Origin of the sequence: Pectobacterium sp. A5351 (assembly GCF_028335745.1) — a bacterium.
GTDB lineage: Bacteria > Pseudomonadota > Gammaproteobacteria > Enterobacterales > Enterobacteriaceae > Pectobacterium.
In genome coordinates, this window is record NZ_CP116477.1 from 754,037 (window position 1) to 771,132 (window position 17,096).

At 54.6% G+C, this 17,096-nt stretch carries 28 protein-coding genes; 27 read left to right on the forward strand and 1 reads right to left on the reverse strand.

All coding sequences use genetic code 11. From position 1 onward, the window contains the following. Positions 1-38 precede the first annotated feature (38 nt). The 11 genes from O1Q74_RS03565 (at position 39) to O1Q74_RS03615 (ending at position 4,497) form a co-directional block, all read left to right on the forward strand. Complete coding sequence (locus O1Q74_RS03565) at positions 39-452, forward strand: gp16 family protein (RefSeq protein ID WP_271876126.1); 414 nt, start codon at positions 39-41, stop codon at positions 450-452. Between the two features lies 1 nt (position 453). After that, positions 454-888, forward strand: coding sequence for a Mor transcription activator family protein (locus tag O1Q74_RS03570; RefSeq protein WP_271876127.1), 435 nt, complete (start codon positions 454-456; stop codon positions 886-888). A 10-nt stretch (positions 889-898) separates the two neighbouring features. Then, the gene (locus tag O1Q74_RS03575; RefSeq protein ID WP_102118938.1) at positions 899-1,345 is read left to right on the forward strand and encodes a hypothetical protein; all 447 of its coding nucleotides are present in this window, start codon (positions 899-901) and stop codon (positions 1,343-1,345) included. Positions 1,346-1,421: 76 nt separating this feature from the next. Next, the gene (locus O1Q74_RS03580; protein WP_271876129.1) at positions 1,422-1,775 is read left to right on the forward strand and encodes a putative holin; all 354 of its coding nucleotides are present in this window, start codon (positions 1,422-1,424) and stop codon (positions 1,773-1,775) included. A 2-nt stretch (positions 1,776-1,777) separates the two neighbouring features. Continuing rightward, positions 1,778-2,506, forward strand: coding sequence for a transglycosylase SLT domain-containing protein (locus O1Q74_RS03585; protein ID WP_271876131.1), 729 nt, complete (start codon positions 1,778-1,780; stop codon positions 2,504-2,506). Continuing rightward, on the forward strand, positions 2,490-3,098 hold the full coding sequence (locus O1Q74_RS03590; RefSeq protein ID WP_271876133.1) for a hypothetical protein: 609 nt from the start codon (positions 2,490-2,492) through the stop codon (positions 3,096-3,098). The genes O1Q74_RS03585 and O1Q74_RS03590 overlap by 17 nt, the downstream gene beginning before the upstream one ends. Further along, positions 3,095-3,337, forward strand: coding sequence for a hypothetical protein (locus O1Q74_RS03595; protein ID WP_271876134.1), 243 nt, complete (start codon positions 3,095-3,097; stop codon positions 3,335-3,337). The genes O1Q74_RS03590 and O1Q74_RS03595 overlap by 4 nt, the downstream gene beginning before the upstream one ends. Next, entirely contained in the window at positions 3,334-3,624 is a 291-nt protein-coding gene (locus tag O1Q74_RS03600) for a hypothetical protein (protein WP_271876136.1), read from the forward strand. The genes O1Q74_RS03595 and O1Q74_RS03600 overlap by 4 nt, the downstream gene beginning before the upstream one ends. Beyond that, entirely contained in the window at positions 3,624-4,124 is a 501-nt protein-coding gene (locus O1Q74_RS03605; RefSeq protein WP_271876138.1) for a DUF1804 family protein, read from the forward strand. The genes O1Q74_RS03600 and O1Q74_RS03605 overlap by 1 nt, the downstream gene beginning before the upstream one ends. Beyond that, positions 4,117-4,299: a hypothetical protein gene (locus O1Q74_RS03610; RefSeq protein WP_271876139.1), complete on the forward strand. Its 183-nt coding sequence runs from the start codon at positions 4,117-4,119 to the stop codon at positions 4,297-4,299. Before O1Q74_RS03605 ends, O1Q74_RS03610 begins: the two co-directional genes overlap by 8 nt. After that, the gene (locus O1Q74_RS03615; RefSeq protein WP_271876141.1) at positions 4,300-4,497 is read left to right on the forward strand and encodes a hypothetical protein; all 198 of its coding nucleotides are present in this window, start codon (positions 4,300-4,302) and stop codon (positions 4,495-4,497) included. On the opposite strand, the gene O1Q74_RS03620 is transcribed toward O1Q74_RS03615, so the two are convergent. Then, positions 4,484-4,678, reverse strand: coding sequence for a hypothetical protein (locus O1Q74_RS03620; RefSeq protein WP_161530211.1), 195 nt, complete (start codon positions 4,676-4,678; stop codon positions 4,484-4,486). The two genes, O1Q74_RS03615 and O1Q74_RS03620, sit on opposite strands and share 14 nt — an antisense overlap. A 76-nt stretch (positions 4,679-4,754) precedes the next feature. Between O1Q74_RS03620 and terL the strand changes: the two genes are divergently transcribed. The 16 genes from terL to O1Q74_RS03700 all read left to right on the forward strand — a co-directional run bounded on the left by terL (position 4,755) and on the right by O1Q74_RS03700 (position 17,093). After that, positions 4,755-6,407, forward strand: coding sequence for a phage terminase large subunit (gene terL, locus O1Q74_RS03625; RefSeq protein WP_271876142.1), 1,653 nt, complete (start codon positions 4,755-4,757; stop codon positions 6,405-6,407). Between the two features lie 3 nt (positions 6,408-6,410). Continuing rightward, positions 6,411-7,976 (forward strand): DUF935 domain-containing protein, encoded by a 1,566-nt coding sequence (locus O1Q74_RS03630; RefSeq protein WP_271876144.1) that lies wholly within the window; start codon positions 6,411-6,413, stop codon positions 7,974-7,976. Next, positions 7,963-9,303 carry a phage head morphogenesis protein gene (locus O1Q74_RS03635; RefSeq protein ID WP_271876145.1) on the forward strand — a complete coding sequence of 447 codons (1,341 nt, stop codon included), beginning with the start codon at positions 7,963-7,965 and terminating at the stop codon, positions 9,301-9,303. Before O1Q74_RS03630 ends, O1Q74_RS03635 begins: the two co-directional genes overlap by 14 nt. A gap of 116 nt (positions 9,304-9,419) precedes the next feature. Further along, complete coding sequence (locus tag O1Q74_RS03640) at positions 9,420-9,962, forward strand: phage virion morphogenesis protein (protein ID WP_271876147.1); 543 nt, start codon at positions 9,420-9,422, stop codon at positions 9,960-9,962. Between the two features lie 23 nt (positions 9,963-9,985). Then, positions 9,986-10,363: a hypothetical protein gene (locus O1Q74_RS03645; RefSeq protein WP_271876148.1), complete on the forward strand. Its 378-nt coding sequence runs from the start codon at positions 9,986-9,988 to the stop codon at positions 10,361-10,363. 233 nt (positions 10,364-10,596) lie between these two features. Then, complete coding sequence (locus O1Q74_RS03650; RefSeq protein ID WP_271876149.1) at positions 10,597-11,742, forward strand: phage protease; 1,146 nt, start codon at positions 10,597-10,599, stop codon at positions 11,740-11,742. Then, positions 11,735-12,130, forward strand: coding sequence for a hypothetical protein (locus O1Q74_RS03655; protein ID WP_271876150.1), 396 nt, complete (start codon positions 11,735-11,737; stop codon positions 12,128-12,130). Before O1Q74_RS03650 ends, O1Q74_RS03655 begins: the two co-directional genes overlap by 8 nt. Before the next feature lie 11 nt (positions 12,131-12,141). Continuing rightward, positions 12,142-13,050 (forward strand): Mu-like prophage major head subunit gpT family protein, encoded by a 909-nt coding sequence (locus O1Q74_RS03660; RefSeq protein ID WP_271876151.1) that lies wholly within the window; start codon positions 12,142-12,144, stop codon positions 13,048-13,050. Then, entirely contained in the window at positions 13,050-13,478 is a 429-nt protein-coding gene (locus O1Q74_RS03665; protein ID WP_271876152.1) for an HI1506-related protein, read from the forward strand. The genes O1Q74_RS03660 and O1Q74_RS03665 overlap by 1 nt, the downstream gene beginning before the upstream one ends. Further along, positions 13,478-13,909, forward strand: a complete 432-nt coding sequence (locus O1Q74_RS03670; protein WP_271876154.1) for a gp436 family protein — start codon at positions 13,478-13,480, stop codon at positions 13,907-13,909. The genes O1Q74_RS03665 and O1Q74_RS03670 overlap by 1 nt, the downstream gene beginning before the upstream one ends. Continuing rightward, complete coding sequence (locus O1Q74_RS03675) at positions 13,906-14,568, forward strand: DUF1834 family protein (RefSeq protein WP_271876155.1); 663 nt, start codon at positions 13,906-13,908, stop codon at positions 14,566-14,568. Before O1Q74_RS03670 ends, O1Q74_RS03675 begins: the two co-directional genes overlap by 4 nt. After that, a complete protein-coding gene (locus O1Q74_RS03680; protein ID WP_271876157.1) occupies positions 14,552-14,758 on the forward strand; it encodes a DUF2635 domain-containing protein in 207 nt (68 codons plus the stop codon). Before O1Q74_RS03675 ends, O1Q74_RS03680 begins: the two co-directional genes overlap by 17 nt. Next, on the forward strand, positions 14,745-16,166 hold the full coding sequence (locus O1Q74_RS03685) for a phage tail sheath C-terminal domain-containing protein (RefSeq protein ID WP_271876158.1): 1,422 nt from the start codon (positions 14,745-14,747) through the stop codon (positions 16,164-16,166). Before O1Q74_RS03680 ends, O1Q74_RS03685 begins: the two co-directional genes overlap by 14 nt. Before the next feature lie 14 nt (positions 16,167-16,180). Beyond that, positions 16,181-16,558, forward strand: coding sequence for a phage tail protein (locus tag O1Q74_RS03690; protein ID WP_271876159.1), 378 nt, complete (start codon positions 16,181-16,183; stop codon positions 16,556-16,558). A 5-nt stretch (positions 16,559-16,563) separates the two neighbouring features. Further along, the gene (locus O1Q74_RS03695) at positions 16,564-16,944 is read left to right on the forward strand and encodes a hypothetical protein (RefSeq protein ID WP_271876161.1); all 381 of its coding nucleotides are present in this window, start codon (positions 16,564-16,566) and stop codon (positions 16,942-16,944) included. A 5-nt stretch (positions 16,945-16,949) separates the two neighbouring features. Next, on the forward strand, positions 16,950-17,093 hold the full coding sequence (locus tag O1Q74_RS03700; RefSeq protein ID WP_271876177.1) for a hypothetical protein: 144 nt from the start codon (positions 16,950-16,952) through the stop codon (positions 17,091-17,093). Positions 17,094-17,096 lie beyond the last annotated feature (3 nt).

Below are 17,096 nucleotides of genomic sequence, written 5' to 3' on the forward strand. Positions count from 1 at the left end.
GCTGATGTGGGTAACGCAATAAAGAGAGGTGATGAGTCATGAACACTCAGCAGCGCCGCATGATTGGCGCGATAAAAGCCGGTCAATCCGCGCTCGGCTGGGACGATGTGACATACCGCAGCGTACTGGCTCGGCTAACAGGAAAGTCCTCATCGACCCTTTGCACCATCACAGAACTGGAGAAAGTAAAGGAGTACATGCATCAGCAAGGCTGGCCGCGCAAAGCGAAAAACCACGGCCGCAAACCCAGCGTACCTGCCAGCAAGAAAACGGTACTGAGCAAGGTTGAAGCGCTGTTAGCGGATGCTTCACGCCCGTGGCAGTATGCGGAGACTATGGCGCAGAACATGTTTGGTGTACGATATGTTGACTGGCTGGATATACAGCAATTAACCAAACTCATGCAAGCGTTGATCATCGACGCTAAACGTCGCAAAAAAGCCGAGGAATAATATGGAACTGGAGCGTGTCGCAGGGCTGCTGCCCGAAGTCGTTTTGCAAATCGCTGAACTTATCGGTTTTCCTGCGACCGCTCGCCTGCTGGATAAATTCGGCGGTACGACGTTCCCGATTGGTAAGGGGCTGAGAGCGCTGGGGGCGCATCGCGCCGAGCTACTGCGCGAAACGGTCGGTGTTGATAATGCCGCGCTGCTGGTTAAGAAGTTCGGTGGCGAAGTTCTGTATCTTCCGCGCTGCGACCGCGCATTACGTGAGTTGCGTAACCAGCGCTTTCTCTCAGAATTCGCAGCGCTGCGCTCTTCCGGTACATCGGGTAACATGGCAATGATGCAGCTTTGCCCTGTATACGGGTTCTCTGACCGGTTCGCGTGGGAGCTGGTTCGCGAGAGCAAAAACGCAGTAACGCATTCACAGCAAAGTCTTTTCTAAGGAAGGTAGAATGAAACTTAAGACCCTAAGTGCAATCATTTTTTGTGGGATTGCTTTTAGTTCTTCTGCTTTGGCTAACTACAAGCCGGAAGGTAATGAAAGCGCCGCAATCGCAGAAGCTGTTAAAGATGGTTATCAGGTGCAGCGGAATCTTGCTTTTAACTACAGTACGGGGAGAGGTAATCAAGGCGGTGCTGATTACATACCTAAAGATAGCGTTAAGGCTTGCGCTTGGCGGAAAATCTTACTTGTTTCAAACCCAGAGAAGATAGATAACTCTGACCCAATGAATGAGCGCCATGATTGCGGTAAGCTTAGCTTTAAGCAGGATGAGGATGTGTGGCGTGTAGTACACAAGTATTTACCGTTGATTAACAATGCAAAATCAAAAGGTGAGTACATGGTTGTAAAAGAGAATGACGAGCCGGTCGAATTACAAATCATTGATGTTCAATAAACCCACTGAACCCCTTCCTCTTATTAGCCTCCCCGCATAATTGAATACTGACCACCTCACATAACGAGGTGGTTTCATGAACATTTTCAACAACAAAAACTTTCGTATCGTACGCGTTAAACGCTTGCTGGGCTGGCAGTTGACCGCCGTTCTGTTACTGGTGCTCATCGGCCTGGTATCACCGCAGCAACTTCCCGTTGTCATCTATAAAATCTCACTCATCACGTTAGCTGCCGTACTCGGTTACTGGCTTGATCGTTCGTTGTTCCCCAAAGCGGGACTGGCGCAATATCTTGAACACAAGCCTGACCTGATGAAAACCGGTATCTATCCCGTTAAATCAGGTTGTGAGCGGGTCTTTGCCGCCGCACTGATACGCCGCGCAATTATCGTGGCTGCTGTCTGCCTGGCCGTGGCGATGGGGCTGTAACTATGGACTGGCCGCAAATTACCTGGATTGTGATTGCCTCGCTGGGACTGGGCGTTGAGCTATCGAAGCATGGACAGTCGCGTACAGGCACGCGTAATGCCTGGGTGCAGTTGTTCGCCACGTTGTTCGCTGCATGGCTGCTTTGGTCTGGCGGTTTTTTCGGCCACGCTTACGCCGCACAGCCTCCCGCTGCCGCTCAACAGTACCGTAGCGATGTGATCCGCAACGCCAGGCTAGATTGGGGTATCAATGCCCCCATTGCAGACTTTGCCGCGCAGTTGCACCAGGAAAGCGGCTGGAACCCTCGCGCCGTGTCGCCAGTTGGTGCGCAGGGGCTGGCGCAGTTCATGCCAGCCACCGCCGAGTGGTTTAGCCGCATCATGCCTGAGTTACAGGCTAATCAACCGTTTAATCCCGCCTGGGCTATTCGTGCGCTGACGGGCTATGACCGCTGGCTATGGGAGCGCGTTAGCGCCCGCAACGACTGTGAACGCATGGCAATGACCCTGTCGTCATACAACGGCGGATTGGGCTGGGTACAGCGCGATCAGCGTCTGGCAACGCAGCGCGGGTTAGATCACCTGCGCTGGTTTGAGCACGTCGAAACCGTCAATGCGGGTCGCAGTGCCGCCAACTGGCGCGAGAACCGACACTATCCTACCCGCATTTTGCATCAACTTGCCCCGCACTATCTGACATGGGGAGGCCGTAGCTGTGCTGAAACTCGTTAGAGCCTATTGGCCGCACATCCTGATCCTCGCGGCGGTTGCCGCGTTCGGCTACAACATCGGCCATATCAAGGGCAAGAACGCCACGCAAACCGAGCTGCAAGAGGCCATCACGTACTTATCAGCAGAGAACAAGCTGAAAACCGGGCAAATCACGGCTTACGAAAATGATAAACGCCTCGCTGCCGAACAGCATGTCGCGGCTTTGAAAAAAGCGATAGCCGATGCCGATGCGCAGCGCAAACGGGCTGACCAACTCGCCGCAGAGCTATTGAAAACCAAAGCCGAGCTTAACCAGGCTAAAACCCAGCTAAAAAGGAAAATTCACGATGTTGTTAAAGCAGATGGCGCTACTTTTACCGGCATTGGCCCTGACAGCCTGCGGCTCTACCGCGCCAGTCTTGGCTACCCCGCCGATGATTTGCCCCAAACCTCCGGCGGAGCTGCTGTATATCCCGCCGATGCCACCGGCACCCGTGGCGGACTTTCCCCGGCTGGACTCCTTGACCACAGCGCCGATTACGGCGAATGGTGCCTGATCCTGCGTGAGAACATGACCAAGCTGAATCAGTTTTACACGGAGGGTAACCGATGAGCATGGAGTGGGTGCTGGGGGTGGCGATGACGCTGATATCAACGCTGGGCAGTCTGTTTATGCGTTCCCTGCAAAAGGACATTACAGACCTGGAGAGTGCGGTGGAGCGTATCAAAAACGATTACCAGCGTCGTGAGGACGCTCGACGCGATCAGGATTCCGTCATGGACGCCCTGCGCGACTTGAAAAAAACGATTGAACGTATCGATAACAAACTGGATAGGAAGGCTGATAAATGAAGGCAAGGCAAAAACGACGCGTTCGTCGCGTTGCGGCGGTATCCAGTGCGGACTCGGTGGCGCTGGCTGGTATTAAGCAACGGCTGGATGCGTTACAGGCTCCAACAGTGCAACTGGGTGGGCTGGATGAGATTTCCGGGCAGTTAAATCGCATTGAGCGGCGTATGGACAGTATCGAAGCCGCAGCCGTTCGCCAGGGTGCCATCGCGGGCGGTGTCGCCGGTGCGGTCACCGGTGGTCTGGTCACAACGGCAATTATGCTCATCAAAGCACGATTGGGGTACTAATGGCGCATCCGCAGGAGGTACGCGACAAGCTGCGCCGCGCCTACATTTTCGGGCAGATGTCGCTTGAGATTGCGTCTGCGCAATCTGGTGTTGCGTTTGCGACCGCACGGCGCTGGAAGAAAGACGCGCAGGACGCGGGCGACGACTGGGACAAGCTACGCGCCGCGCATGTGATTGCGGGTGGCGGTCTTGAAGATATCGGACGCGCTGTGCTCACAGGTTTGGTGACACAGTACCAAACCACGCTTGAAATGTTGAACGGCGCAGCGGACATCCCGCCGCGTGAGCGTGTCGAGCTGCTTGCAAGCCTGGCGGATGCGTTTAACAAGGCGACATCTGCCAGCAAGAAAATCCTGCCGGAAACCAGTGAGCTATCGGTGGCGTTGGAGGTGATCCAACTGCTTTCGACCTTCATCCGGGAGCGGCACTCAAAACACCTGGACGCGTTCGTCAGCATTCTTGATGGATTTGGCGAAGAAATAGGGAAACGTTATGGCTAATAACGATTATCAGGCGCTGTTATCCAGCGCCCATAAACAGGCATTCAATGCAGCTTGCCTGATAAATGTTCAAACGCTGAATCAATGTCGAGCACTGATTCGTCAGTCACTGGATACGGGAGTTTCATTGCATACGGCGAAACAGCGCATTAACGCGGCATTAAGCGGGGCTTAAATGATGGAAAAATACGAACCAGTGAAAATCCGTGAGCAATTAAGAACACGCATTATGGATGTAATTTGTGCGGAGTTTTCAGAAGACGAAATGCACCACCCTGATTTTCACGACGCGTTACTGAGTGCCGTAAATAGCCTTTGCGGCCCGGATGAAGCCGCAAAGGCCATTCGACGAACGCAGATTAATCTTCAATGACGCTATCAACAACGATGTTATAGACCGCGTTATAAATGGACTGAAGGTCGTCTGAGCGCAGGTCGGGAAGGATATGTCGAGGCGCGATCCGACTATTACTCAGGATGCTAGTCGTCAATTCTTTCGCGATTTCGGCTATTTGGATCTTCTGGTCAATAGTGAGTGTTGTTTTAACTGACATATAAGCCCTTTTTGGCATGGTGAAAATTCGCGTTTAAACCGTATCAGAGGGGATTCATTTTTTACAGGGGTTCAGGGTGGCTAAAAAGCTCACAGCCAAAGACTTTGCCAAAGAGCTGGAAGAACTGGCGGCAACGCTGCGACGGACGATTGAGGCCGAATGCGTCGGCTTTGATCCGTCTGCGGCAGCAATCGCCGAGCGTCGCGCTCGCGTATTCGACCCCGTGAGTGGCTACGACTATTTTGTTGAGCACTATTTCCCGCACTATGTGCGGCACGCTGACAAAAGTGAGCTGCATAAATACTTGTTTACGCGCCTGCCTGAGATTGTCGCCAGCCCAAAAAGCGAGAATGACGCGATAGCCGCGCCACGCGGCGAAGCTAAATCCACGCTCGTTACCCAGTTGTTTTCACTCTGGAACATTGTGTGCGGCTTCAAGCACTACCTGGTTATCGTGATGGACTCCATCGACCAGGCATACCCAATGCTGGAAGCCATCAAAGCCGAACTGGCGTTTAATCCCCGGCTGGAGATGGACTTTCCCGACGTCGCAGGTGGTGGCCGTGTCTGGCAGGCTGGCACGATTGTCACGCGCAACGACATCAAAGTGCAGGTCGCGGGCAGCGGTAAAAAGCTGCGTGGCCTGCGTCATGGCCCGTACCGCCCTGACTTGGTCGTGCTGGACGATATCGAGAACGACGAGCAGGTGCGCAGCCCGGAGCAACGCGACAAGCTGGATAACTGGCTGAAAAAGACCATTCTTCCGCTTGGTGGCGCGGGTGCGAAGTTCGACGTTATCTATATCGGCACCATCCTGCATTACGATTCCGTATTGTCCCGCACCCTGAAAAACCCGCTGTGGAGGGCGGCACGCTTTAAAGCCATTATCCAATGGCCGGTCAATATGTCGCTGTGGGAGGAATGGGAGGAAATCCTCCGCAACAACGACAATAACGGCGAATGGATGGCGAACGCGTTCTACCAGAACCATAAACTCGAAATGGACGAGGGCGCGATTGTCTCATGGTCAGCTCGTCCGATTCTGGCGTTGATGTTGATCCGCGCCCGTGACGGCCACAGTACCTTTGATTCTGAGTACCAGAATGACCCTGTGAGCGGTGAAGATGCGCCATTCGCTCACTGCATCATGTTCTGGGTAAACCGTCTGAATGAGTGGATCTTCTTCGGTGCCTGCGACCCCTCCCTCGGTAAAGCCGGTGCCAGTCGAGACCCCTCTGCATTGCTTGTTGGTGGGTTTAACCGTCATACCGGCATTCTTGATGTGGTCGAAGCGGCTATCCGTAAGCGCCTGCCCGATAAAATCATTTCTGATGTGATTGAGTTACAGCGCATTTACGGCTGCCTGGTCTGGGCGATTGAGTCCGTCCAGTTCCAGGAATTCTTACGCACTGAACTTGTAAAACGCAGTGCGGCAGCGGGTATCCCTGTGCCTGCACGCGCGGTCACTCCGCACAGTGACAAGCTGCTGCGCATTGAGTCACTGCAGCCACACATGGCAAACGGCCTGATACGGTTGCATCCCAGCCAGACAACGCTTATTGACCAGTTGCGACACTTCCCGATGGCCGACCATGACGACGGCCCGGATACCTTACACATGCTGTGGGCGCTGGCTGTGTCTGGATTTGGCTCGTTTTCTTTTACTCCCGCTCCCCGTCGTAATTCTGATGACCGGGGCAGTAGATTTGGCTCTTCAGGAGGCTGGTAGTTTATGGCTCAGATTGTTGATCAATTCGGTCGTCCGTTGAACCGCGATGTACTGAAATCCCCGCAGACGGCGCGGGTTGCGCAGATAGCGCGGCATTTCCCAGAGCATCCTTCGCGCGGTCTAACCATTCGCCGCCTGCCGCGTATCCTCGAAGCCGCCGAGCGTGGCGATTTAGCCGCACAGGCTGACCTGTTTGAAGACATGGTCGAGAAAGACGGTCACATCTTTTCGGAAATGGCAAAGCGCAAGAATGCCCTGCTGGGGCTGGACTGGAGTATTGAACCGCCGCGCAATGCGACAGCCGAAGAGAAAAGCCTCGCGGCGATGGTTGCCGAATGGATGGATGATATTCCCGATTTTGAAGACATTGTTCTCAATGCTGCGGAAGCCATCGGACACGGATTTTCAGCGCAAGAAATTGAATGGGAATTTGAAGAGAACATCTGGTTACCCGCTAAAGCCACACTGCGCCCGCATCGCTGGTTCTGCACGAACCCGGAGATTGACGACATCGTGCGCCTGTCTGACGGCAGCATGAATGGCTCGGAGCTATGGCCGTTCGGCTGGCTGGTTCACACTCATAACGCAAAATCGGGCTATGTTGCCCAGTCCGGGTTGTACCGCGTGCTGGTCTGGCCGTATCTGTTTAAAAATTACAGTGTGCGTGATTTTGCTGAATTCCTGGAGATTTACGGTTTACCGGCGCGAGTCGGGACATATATGGAAGGGTCGTCTGACGAGCAAAAAGATGCATTGCTGCACGCTCTGGTGACGCTCGGCCATAACGCCGCCGGCATTATCCCGATGGGCAGTGAAATCAAATTTGAAGCCGCTGCCGAAGGACAATCCGATCCGTTTATGGCGATGATCGACTGGTGCGAAAGGACGGTATCAAAAGCCGTGCTTGGCGGAACGCTGACGAGTCAAGCGGACGGCAAAACCGCAACGAACGCGCTCGGTAATGTTCATAACGACGTGCGTAACGATATCCTGGTCGCTGATGCGAAGCAGCTACACGGTTTTTTCTCGCACATGATCCAGATGCTGCTGTCGATTAACGGCTATCAGGTAAGCCGCCGCCGGTTGCCGAAGTTCGTTTTTGATACCAGCGAGTTGGAAGATATCGGCACGTTTTCTACCGGCGTGTCTACGTTGGTTCAGGCGGGGATGAAAACTATCCCAGTTTCGTGGGTACACAAAAAAGTCGGTATTCCCGTCCCGCAGAATAACGAGCCGGTGCTTGAAGCTGCCCCGCGCCCGTCGCTTACGGGACTATCGACTTCACCCTATCGCGGATTTGCGGCGTTAAGCACGGTGCCTGGCGAAATCAGCGACCCGGCGCAATCGGCACTCGATAGCGCCCGCTCAACGCCGGAAGCGATTAACGACGCGATGCAGGCGCTGATTGCGCCACTGGTCACGGCGTTACAGCAAGGCCAGACGCCGGACGATGCGCTCGATATCATCGCGGGCAGCTATCCCTTGCTTGATGACTCACAGCTCCAGCAACTGCTGAAACAGGCGCTGTTTGTCGCGGATGTGTGGGGGCGACTGAATGCCGACACCTAACCCCGGCGACGTCAATTTGGCATATGCCATTGGTCTGAAACCCGAAGAAGCTATCCGCTATTTTGAGTCAAAAGGCTATGCGATTGGCTTTAATTGGCATGACGTTGAAGCCCGCGCACATGCCACAGCGTTCACCGTTGCCGGTGTTCTCAAGCAAGACGTGCTAGCCGATATCCGGGGCGGATTGGATGCGGCGCTGAAGAACGGCGAAACGCTGGAACAGTTCCGGCGTCGATTAACGCCCGTTCTTGAGCAAAAAGGCTGGCTGGGTACGGGTCTGAAAGCCGACGAAGATGGTGTACTTGAAGGGAAAAAGCTCACCCCGCGCCGCCTGAAAACCATTTTTGAAACCAATATGCAGGCAGCGTATAACGCGGGTCGCTACGAAGAGCAGCTCGCTAACGCGGAGTTTCGCCCCTACTTACAGCGAGTGGGGATAATGGACACCCACATCCGCCCAAGCCATGCCGCATTACATGGCTACACGGCACGGATTGATGATCCGGTGTGGCAATTTATGTATCCGCCGGACGGTTATCACTGCCGCTGCCGCGTTCGCGCATTATCTCAGGCCGACGTGGATAAACGTAGTGTGACTGTCCAGCACAGCGAGATTGTCGACGTTGAGCAAGCCTGGGGGCCGAATGATTCGCGCCTGGTCAAGGCGATTAAATGGGATGGTGCGCTGTATACGCCTGACGCCGGTTTCGGCCACAATCCCGGTCAGGGATATCTTGCCGCGCTCGGTCAGCGACTGCTGGAGCGTTCCGCTGTTGCTGACCCACAGCTTGCGGCACTGGCCGTTCGTCAAACAATGGGTAATGAAACGCTGTTAAAGGCCGTTTCAACGGACGTTAACGCGTTCGTTAATAACACACTGCTGAACAAGCGGGCACGCGGCCAGCTCCGCCACGTCGGGGCATTACCGCCGCAAGTGGTTGATCGCCTGGCCGAGAAAGGCGTCGCGGTGGAATCATCCGTTATCACGCTGACCGATGAGAACCTGTTGCACGCCATCCGGGACAGCAAGGACGCGCAGCTTCCAGAGTCGCTGTGGCAGCGCCTACCAGAGTTCATACTCAATCCTAAAGCCATTCTCTATAACACGCAGAAAGCCGACGCGGCATTGACCTACGTTTTAGATTTACCGGACACCTCCGGCAAGCTGGTCGTGTTTATCGATCGGGAGCTAAAAGCCCGGCCACCAGAGGGTGGAAAGAAAGAGAAGATAAAAACCAATCTGATACGGACGGGTAAAATCCTGGCGAATGATGAGTCGCTGAGAAACAAAGGGATTAACGAAGTATTGTGGGGGAGTCTTGATTAAGCGGCGATGAAAGCGCCGGACTCGAACCGGATCATGCTCAAACACTCGTGGCGTAGTAGCAACCGTTCCTATTGGAAACAACTCTCATCCACCGCACCTTAATTATAGAGTAATTTATGTACGAAATAAAATATGACATTACCGATTTTGAGCGCGGACTGGGTGAGCTGATTAGCCGCATAGAACACCGTCAGCCGTTGATGCGCGAGATGGCCGCAGCGATGCATGATGCTGTCGAAGAAAATTTCGCACAGCAGGGTCGCCCCGCATGGGCAGGCTGGAGTCCGCGCTATGCCAAAAAGCGCGCGGGCGGAAAAATACTGCAAAAATCCGGGCGACTGGCGGCGAGTATCAGCGAGTACAGCGACAACGATAGCGCGACTGTCGGGACTAACGTTGTCTATGCGCGTATCCACCAGGAAGGCGGGACGATCAACATCCCCGCACGTAGCCAGCGGGCTTACTACAAAAAGAATGCGGATGGCCGCATTGGTAATCGGTTCGTGAAAAAATCCGAGTCAGATTCTTCTCGATGGAACACGATGGGCGAGTATAAAATCACCATGCCCGCCCGCCCGTTCCTGCATCTTACGGAATCGGATGTGGAGGGAATGGAGAGTACAGCACGGGACTATTTACAGCGTGTACTGGGTTCATAACTACATTACCTATGGGAACTATTATGAGTCGATTAAGATCTGTTGTTGGGGATAATTTTCATCAAAAAGAAGCAACGCTGATTTACTATGTAACATTCGATTTGACCAACACTTATGACGACAAAAGCGTTTATAAGAAAATCGAGAAAGCTATCGAAGCTGAAGGCTATACCAGAGACACAAATATCGAAGAAGATGCGCTGCCGTATAACTTCTACGCAGGGCAAAAGAAAATCACATTCGATGCTCGTGAAACAACTCTGACCAAAGCAATCACCAAAGAGAAAGAGGCGTTCAAAAACGTGATTATCAGCATTATTGATTCGATTGCGCCTGGTAAACGTGAGCGCCTATTCCTGTCTGTTTCAGACGCCGCGCACACCAAGTTTTATGTCGGTTAACATTGACCTGCGTAAAATCGCGCAGGCGTGACTTTCTGATGTATTCCATACCATTACCGCCCCTCACTCAGTTGAGGGGCTTACAACGCGATTTAAACGGGGTTTAAATGCGGTCATATCGGTTGCCGTTGCCGTGTTTTAAGTGGCAAGATAAAAAAGTCCTTTTTACCCCACACCTACCCACTGAACCCCTTCCTCTTATTCGTTGATTTGCGTGCTGCCATTCTGGCGGCATGAAAAAGAAATTGCTCGTCGCTGCGCTGGCCGCAGAAATCAATAAAGCCTCCCTCGGCGTCATCCAGTTGTTTCCTGCTGGTGAGTTCCGGGCGCGTGATGGCCGTCCCACCGAATGTCCTGCCTGGATTATGACGGCCGAGGTCGCGCAGGCATTGATTGCCGCCGCTGATGCGCAACAAACCCCTTACGTCATCGACTACGAACACCAGACCTTGCGTGCCGCCAAGAACGGCAAGCCTGCACCGGCTTCCGGCTGGTTCAAAACGCTGGAATGGCGCGACGGTGACGGCCTGTTTGCTGTCGATGTGATGTGGACAGACAGCGCCGCCGCGATGATTGCCGACGGCTCCTATCGATTTATTTCCCCGGTTTTTTCTTACGACAAATCAGGTCGCGTCTTGCAGCTCCTGCACGCGGCGCTCACGAACACCCCCGCTGTTGACGGTATGGACGAGGTCATGCTCGCTGCGGCTTCGCTTCTCGCCGTCACATCATCAACCCAAGAGGACACTATGGACGAACTACTAGAACGTCTGCGCTGGATGCTGAATCTACCGATTGCAGCCACCGCAGAAGACATCACCGCCGAGCTAAACAAGCTCATTGATCAACTGACGGCTGCGACCGCAGGAACGGCGGCAGCATCATTTAATACGCTGTCAGCTAATCCATTCAATCTGATTGAAAAACTGACAGCAGATGCCGCAAGTGTTGCGGCACTGACCGCGCAGGTCGCTACTCCCGACCCGGCTAAGTGGGTTTCCGTCGATGTGATGCAGCAATCCGTCACTGAAGCGCTGGCAACCGCGAATAACAACACGGCCGCACTGGCGCAGCAGCAATGCGCGGAGTTGATCACCGTCGCGCTGTCTGATGGCCGCCTGTTACCGGCACAAAAAACGTGGGCTGAATCCCTGGCGAAATCCTCCCCGGACAGCCTGAAAACGTTCCTGGGCAACGCGCCAAAAATCGCGGCGCTAACCACCACGCAAACCGGGGGTCAACCGCCCGCAGGCGTAAAACCCAGAAACGAAACCGCAATCGGCAATGACGACGATGTCGTAGACGTCGCTATCTGCAACATGATGGGCGTTGATCCGGCTGAAGTCGCCAAGTTTGTAAAAGGAGAAGGCAATGAGTGATCGCAATACGCCGCACCGTGACGGGCTGCTGTTCCCCGTTCGGGTTGCGGCATCCACGGAAATTTTTGGCGGTCACATGATTGCCGTTAATGCGGCTGGTTATGCCGTCCCTGCGACGGCGACGGCCGCGCAGATCACCCTCGGCGTCAGTGACGGCTGGGTTGATAACAGTGCGGGTGCAAATGGCGGTGCTGATGCACTCGTGCGACGTGGCCGGGCGTGGCAGTTCGTCAACCACGCTGCCGATGCAGTAACGCAAGCTGACGTTGGCAAAGACTGTTATGTCGTTGACAGTCAGACCGTTGCCAAAACCAGCGATACCAATGCCCGCCCGGTGGCGGGGAAAGTTCAGGCGGTCGGCGGCGACGGCGTCTGGGTTCTGATTTAAGGAGAAACACCGTGTTAGTGAATGTAAAAAACGTCAGAGCGGTTTTCGTTAATCTGAAAACCACCTTCCAGAAGGCGTTTACCCAAACGCCTTCTGACTGGACAAAAATCGCAATGGTCGTGCCATCTACCGGCAAAGAAAACGACTATTCCTGGCTGTCGCGCTTTCCCAAAATGCGCGAATGGGTGGGCGACAAAGTAGTAAGGGCGCTGGCCGCGTTTAACTACACCATCCGTAACAAGGACTGGGAAGCAACTATCGAAGTAAATCGCAACGATCTGGAAGACGATCAGGTGATGGGGCTGGCCATTCAGGCGCAGTCCGCAGGCCAGTCTGCGGCGGAGTTGCCCGCTGATATCGTCTTTGCCCTGGTCAGCGACGGATTTAAAAACCTCTGCTACGACGGCCAGCCGTTCTTTGATACCGATCACCCCGTAAAAGGGCGTTCAGTATCGAATAAAGGCACGAAAAAGCTCTCGGTTGCCAGTCTGGCGGCGGCAAAAGGCAGTTACGGCGAGGCACGTAAAACCTTGCGTAGCCTGAAGGACGAGGAAGGTGCATCCCTCAAAATCATGCCTAATCTGCTGGTTGTACCCCCTGCGCTGGAAGATGACGCTAACTATCTGATGACAGCCGACCGCTTCCCGGACAACACGCCGAATCCCTACAAAGGCACGGCGGAGGTGCTGGTCGCGCCAGAGTTGAAAACGGATACCGAGTGGTTCCTGTTCGACACCACGAAGCCGGTTAAGCCGCTGATTTATCAGGAGCGTAAAAAACCGGAGTTCGTCGAACAGACGGACTACAACAACGACAACGTCTTTATGCGGAAGCAGTTCCTGTTCGGTGCAGAAGCCCGTGCGAATGGCGGTTACGCATTCTGGCAGATGGCCTACGGCTCAACCGGGGAGGTTGCATAATGCCGATTCAAATTACTGCGCGTGTTGATGGTTTCCGTCGCTGCGGCATGGCACACAGTGCCAAAACCCAGACCTATCCTGATGACCATTTCACCGCTACGGCGTTAGCGGTGCTGGAAAACGAGCCGCAGTTGATCGTCGTGCGCGTCAGTGGTGATGCAGAAAAAAGCGATGGCGCGGCCAGACAACTGTCTGCGGCGCTAGAAAAACTGGACGCCGCAGGAAAAGCCTCGGCGGTGCTGGCTGGTGAGCGTGACTCGCTCAAAACCCGTGTAGCTGCTCTGGAGCGTGATGTTGCGTCCGCCAATACCACGATTGAAACGGTATCGGCAGAACGCGACGCCCTTCAGGAAAGCAACACGGCGCTGACCACCGAGCGTGATGCGCTCCAGGCGCAGCTTGCTGACGCAGTGAAGGCGAAAAAATAATGTACGCGACCCGTGCCGACATGGTGCTGGCGTTCGGTGAGAAAGAGTGTGTCTCGCTCACCGACCGTGATTTCACTGGCGATATTGATGATGAGGTGCTTACGGGGGCGTTAAACCGCGCCAGTGCGGAAATCGATAGCTATCTGGCTGGCCGCTACCCCGTTCCCTGGTCAGATACCCCCCGGATTCTGGTTGGTCGTTGCTGTGATATCGCCCGCTATCTGCTCTGTGGTGGAGGTACACAGATGACCGAGGAGATCCGCGTGCGCTATGAGGACGCGATCCGCTATCTGGAGCGCGTCGCCGATGGGCGTATCACGTTGGGCAAAATGCCAGACGGCCAGGTCGTTCAACAGACCAGCTCTGGCGCACGTTTTCAGTCGGCCGGTCGCGCATTTGACAGGGGTTCTACCGGGGGAGGTGCATTTTGATTATCCGGGATATTGAGCGGGCAATGATTGACCGGCTCAGCAAGGGGCTAGGTCGTATGTCGGCAAATGTGTGTTCTTACGGTGGTGAGCTGGACGGTGAACCCGCAGAGGTTGCGCGTGCAATGCCTGCCGTATGGGTGACATTCGGGGGTATCCAGAACACGCAGAACGCCAACGTTGGCAAACGAAAGTACAAAACCACCGGGCGTTTTGTGGTGATTGTTGGTGAGCGCAGTGTGCGCAGTGAAGAAGCCACACGCCACGGCGGCGCACGACTGGACGAGGTCGGTACGTATCGCCTGGTCGAAGCGGTGCGCCGGTTGCTCTCTGGGCAGGATTTAACGGAATCGGGCTTAAAAATAGCCGCATTGATGCCAGGCCGGGTGCGCCCCTTGTTTAACACCAAATTGGAGAGCCAGGCGCTGTCTGTTTTTGCGTGTGAGTTCGACACCGCGTGGATGGAGTCTGCACTCGAAAACGGCAAATACCCGCTCGATGGCGCTGCCCCATTCCATCCAGACAGCGTGTTTACCGGCTATCACGGTGCCACCAGTCCCGACGACCCGGACTGGCTGCGCACCCAGTTGAGCTACGACATTCCGCAGACGGCGGCGTCGCCAGATGCAGAGGACATTATTCATCATGAAAATCAAAGTTAAGGCGGCGCAGGGTGTTCAGGTGCCGCGCGAAGATAACGGCCGTCGCTACATCACCAGCGACACCGTGGTCGAGGTAGAACGCACAGCGTACTACCTGCGGCAGTTAAACGTCGGTGATCTGGTTGTCGTTACTGACAGTGCCGCTGTGGCAAAAAAAGGTAAAGAGGAGGTGAGCCGTGGCGAGTCCTAACGTCGAGTTTTACGAAATCGGCAGCAGCATCCGCAAGCCAGGTAAGTATTTTGAATTTAATACCCGTCTGGCCGTGCGCACGTTGCCGAGCAATCAGCAAAAGGTGTTGCTGGTCGCGCAGATGCTCAGCAGCGGTACGGCAACCCCACTCAATGCGGTTAACGTGTTCTCTGATGAAGAAGCGGCTACGTTGTTCGGGCGCGGCTCAATGGCGCACCTGATGGCAGCGGAAGCGATTGGCTGTAACAGCTATTTGCAGTTGCAGGTGATTGGCGTCAGCGATGCGGGGGCAGCAACAGCTGCAACAGGGGCGCTGACGTTAACAGGAACGGCGACCGCATCCGGCACGTTGAGCGCGTTTGTTGGTGTAACGCGTGTTGATGTTGCTGTGTCTGCTGATGATACCGCTGCGACCGTTGCTGCTGCGCTGAATACCGCTATCGCGCAGAAAACTGTACTACCGGTCACGGCTACTGTCACCGCTGGCGTCGTCACGCTGACTGCCAAAAATAAAGGCTTGGCAGGCAATGACATTACGCTGCGCATCGCGTCAACCACGACGGGGTTAACGGCGGCGGCAACGTCAATGACGGGTGGTGATATTGATCCTGATATCGCCCCAGCTCTCGCTGCTGTGTTCGCCGCAGGTCACAACATCATCGTAAGTCCGTATGCGACGCAGACCGCATTAACAGCTCTACGCACACATCTGGACAACGTCAGCGACCCATTGGAGCAGCGCGGTGCGATTGGTGTTGCGGGCTGGCCTAAATCACTGTCAACCGGCTCAACACTTGCGTCCAGTATCAACAATGGCCGTATTACGGCTGGATGGCATAACGGATCAGTGAAAACGCCGGCACAGATTGCGGCGGCGTATGCGGCGGTTATCGCAAGCGAAGAAGACCCTGCCCGACCGCTCAATACTCTGGCGATGAACACGCTGGATGTCACTGCGCTGTCTGCACGCCCAGGTCGTAACGAGCAAGAAAACGCACTGTATAACGGGCTAACGCCGTTTGAGATTGGCCCCGGTGACAAAGTTCAGATTGTCCGGGCTATCAGCACGTACACCAAAAATGCAGATGGCGTTGACGATGTTTCGCTGCTGGATATCACCACCATCCGCACGCTGGATTACGTGCGCAAAGCCTGTCGTGAGCGCGTCACGTTGCGATTCCCGCGTGACAAGCTGAGTTCACGCACGCCAGACCGGGTACGCAGCGAGCTGCTGGACGTGCTCTACAAGCTCGAAGAGCTGGGAATCATTGAGAATGTTGACGCGTATAAAGACCAGTTAATCGTTGAACGTGATTCTCAGGATGTTAACCGACTCAATGCACGCATCCCGGCCGATATCGTGAATGGTCTGCATGTCTTTGCTGGTCGCATCGACCTACTGCTGTAATAAGGATCTGAATCATGGCATTAGAAGAATATGTTGGGGCGATCATTCTGGAAGTGAATGGCGTTGAACTTGAATGTACTGACCTAAAAGAGGATGTGCAAACCGGGCGTAAGCTGGTCAAGACCATGAACCGCACTGGCCGCGCAAAAGGATTCTCGCGTGGTATTGCCGAGTACCAGGCAGCAGTGTCTGTCGTTATCCCGTTAAGTGGCGATCTGGACTGGGAGGGTATGGAAGGCGTCAAAATCACCCAATACCCCGTTAGCGGTAGCGGCGGTAAGCGTGTGTCGTTTTTGGATTGTTTTAGTACACAGGTCGGGGCGCAGTACACGGTTGATAGCGAAGCGAAACGTGACATTACGTTTGCTGCCCTGCGTCGTGTTGAGGAGTAATGAAAATGGAAAACGGTATGTTGATGCATGGCGTGGAGTTGGATGACCAGAGGCACTTTACTTTCTCTGTCCGTCTTCCTGTTGTTGGCGACACCATCGCTGCGCTGGAAGAAACACAGGAAGAGAAAGGCACGACAGATGGAGCTGCGGCGGGTATGCACTATCGCGTCGGTATTCTGGCACGGGTGCTCACGCTTGATGGTGTTGAACGTGACAAAGTCACTACAGAATTGCTGTTAGAGCAGCTGTCTGATGAGGACTTTGATCTCATCGATGCGCAAGTGTCAGCCGTTAAAAAAAAGCTGATGCAGTCGAGAGCGCTCTCGGCGGATACCGCACCGTTATCCTCGCCCTCGGCCGCTACGGCATCACAAAACAGCAAATAGAAGCGATGAGCCGTGCAGAGCTGGACGGCTACATCAATGCAATGGCCCGGTTGAACGGCAGAAAAGCGCCGTCAGCCGGGGATGCCAAAACCTCCCGCAAAGTGAAATCACTACGCCAAAAGCGTCCTATAAAGAAACGGAGAACGTAAGCA

Excerpts from the sequence above, each read along its gene's own strand:
- O1Q74_RS03565 (WP_271876126.1), top strand. The coding sequence starts at position 39 with ATGAACACTCAGCAGCGCCGCATGATTGGCGCGATAAAAGCCGGTCAA.
- O1Q74_RS03570 (WP_271876127.1), top strand. The coding sequence starts at position 454 with ATGGAACTGGAGCGTGTCGCAGGGCTGCTGCCCGAAGTCGTTTTGCAA.
- O1Q74_RS03575 (WP_102118938.1), top strand. The coding sequence starts at position 899 with ATGAAACTTAAGACCCTAAGTGCAATCATTTTTTGTGGGATTGCTTTT.
- O1Q74_RS03580 (WP_271876129.1), top strand. The coding sequence starts at position 1,422 with ATGAACATTTTCAACAACAAAAACTTTCGTATCGTACGCGTTAAACGC.
- O1Q74_RS03585 (WP_271876131.1), top strand. The coding sequence starts at position 1,778 with ATGGACTGGCCGCAAATTACCTGGATTGTGATTGCCTCGCTGGGACTG.
- O1Q74_RS03595 (WP_271876134.1), top strand. The coding sequence starts at position 3,095 with ATGAGCATGGAGTGGGTGCTGGGGGTGGCGATGACGCTGATATCAACG.
- O1Q74_RS03600 (WP_271876136.1), top strand. The coding sequence starts at position 3,334 with ATGAAGGCAAGGCAAAAACGACGCGTTCGTCGCGTTGCGGCGGTATCC.
- O1Q74_RS03605 (WP_271876138.1), top strand. The coding sequence starts at position 3,624 with ATGGCGCATCCGCAGGAGGTACGCGACAAGCTGCGCCGCGCCTACATT.
- O1Q74_RS03610 (WP_271876139.1), top strand. The coding sequence starts at position 4,117 with ATGGCTAATAACGATTATCAGGCGCTGTTATCCAGCGCCCATAAACAG.
- O1Q74_RS03615 (WP_271876141.1), top strand. The coding sequence starts at position 4,300 with ATGATGGAAAAATACGAACCAGTGAAAATCCGTGAGCAATTAAGAACA.
- O1Q74_RS03620 (WP_161530211.1), bottom strand. The coding sequence starts at position 4,678 with ATGTCAGTTAAAACAACACTCACTATTGACCAGAAGATCCAAATAGCC.
- O1Q74_RS03630 (WP_271876144.1), top strand. The coding sequence starts at position 6,411 with ATGGCTCAGATTGTTGATCAATTCGGTCGTCCGTTGAACCGCGATGTA.
- O1Q74_RS03635 (WP_271876145.1), top strand. The coding sequence starts at position 7,963 with ATGCCGACACCTAACCCCGGCGACGTCAATTTGGCATATGCCATTGGT.
- O1Q74_RS03640 (WP_271876147.1), top strand. The coding sequence starts at position 9,420 with ATGTACGAAATAAAATATGACATTACCGATTTTGAGCGCGGACTGGGT.
- O1Q74_RS03645 (WP_271876148.1), top strand. The coding sequence starts at position 9,986 with ATGAGTCGATTAAGATCTGTTGTTGGGGATAATTTTCATCAAAAAGAA.
- O1Q74_RS03650 (WP_271876149.1), top strand. The coding sequence starts at position 10,597 with ATGAAAAAGAAATTGCTCGTCGCTGCGCTGGCCGCAGAAATCAATAAA.
- O1Q74_RS03655 (WP_271876150.1), top strand. The coding sequence starts at position 11,735 with ATGAGTGATCGCAATACGCCGCACCGTGACGGGCTGCTGTTCCCCGTT.
- O1Q74_RS03665 (WP_271876152.1), top strand. The coding sequence starts at position 13,050 with ATGCCGATTCAAATTACTGCGCGTGTTGATGGTTTCCGTCGCTGCGGC.
- O1Q74_RS03670 (WP_271876154.1), top strand. The coding sequence starts at position 13,478 with ATGTACGCGACCCGTGCCGACATGGTGCTGGCGTTCGGTGAGAAAGAG.
- O1Q74_RS03680 (WP_271876157.1), top strand. The coding sequence starts at position 14,552 with ATGAAAATCAAAGTTAAGGCGGCGCAGGGTGTTCAGGTGCCGCGCGAA.
- O1Q74_RS03690 (WP_271876159.1), top strand. The coding sequence starts at position 16,181 with ATGGCATTAGAAGAATATGTTGGGGCGATCATTCTGGAAGTGAATGGC.
- O1Q74_RS03695 (WP_271876161.1), top strand. The coding sequence starts at position 16,564 with ATGGAAAACGGTATGTTGATGCATGGCGTGGAGTTGGATGACCAGAGG.
- O1Q74_RS03700 (WP_271876177.1), top strand. The coding sequence starts at position 16,950 with ATGAGCCGTGCAGAGCTGGACGGCTACATCAATGCAATGGCCCGGTTG.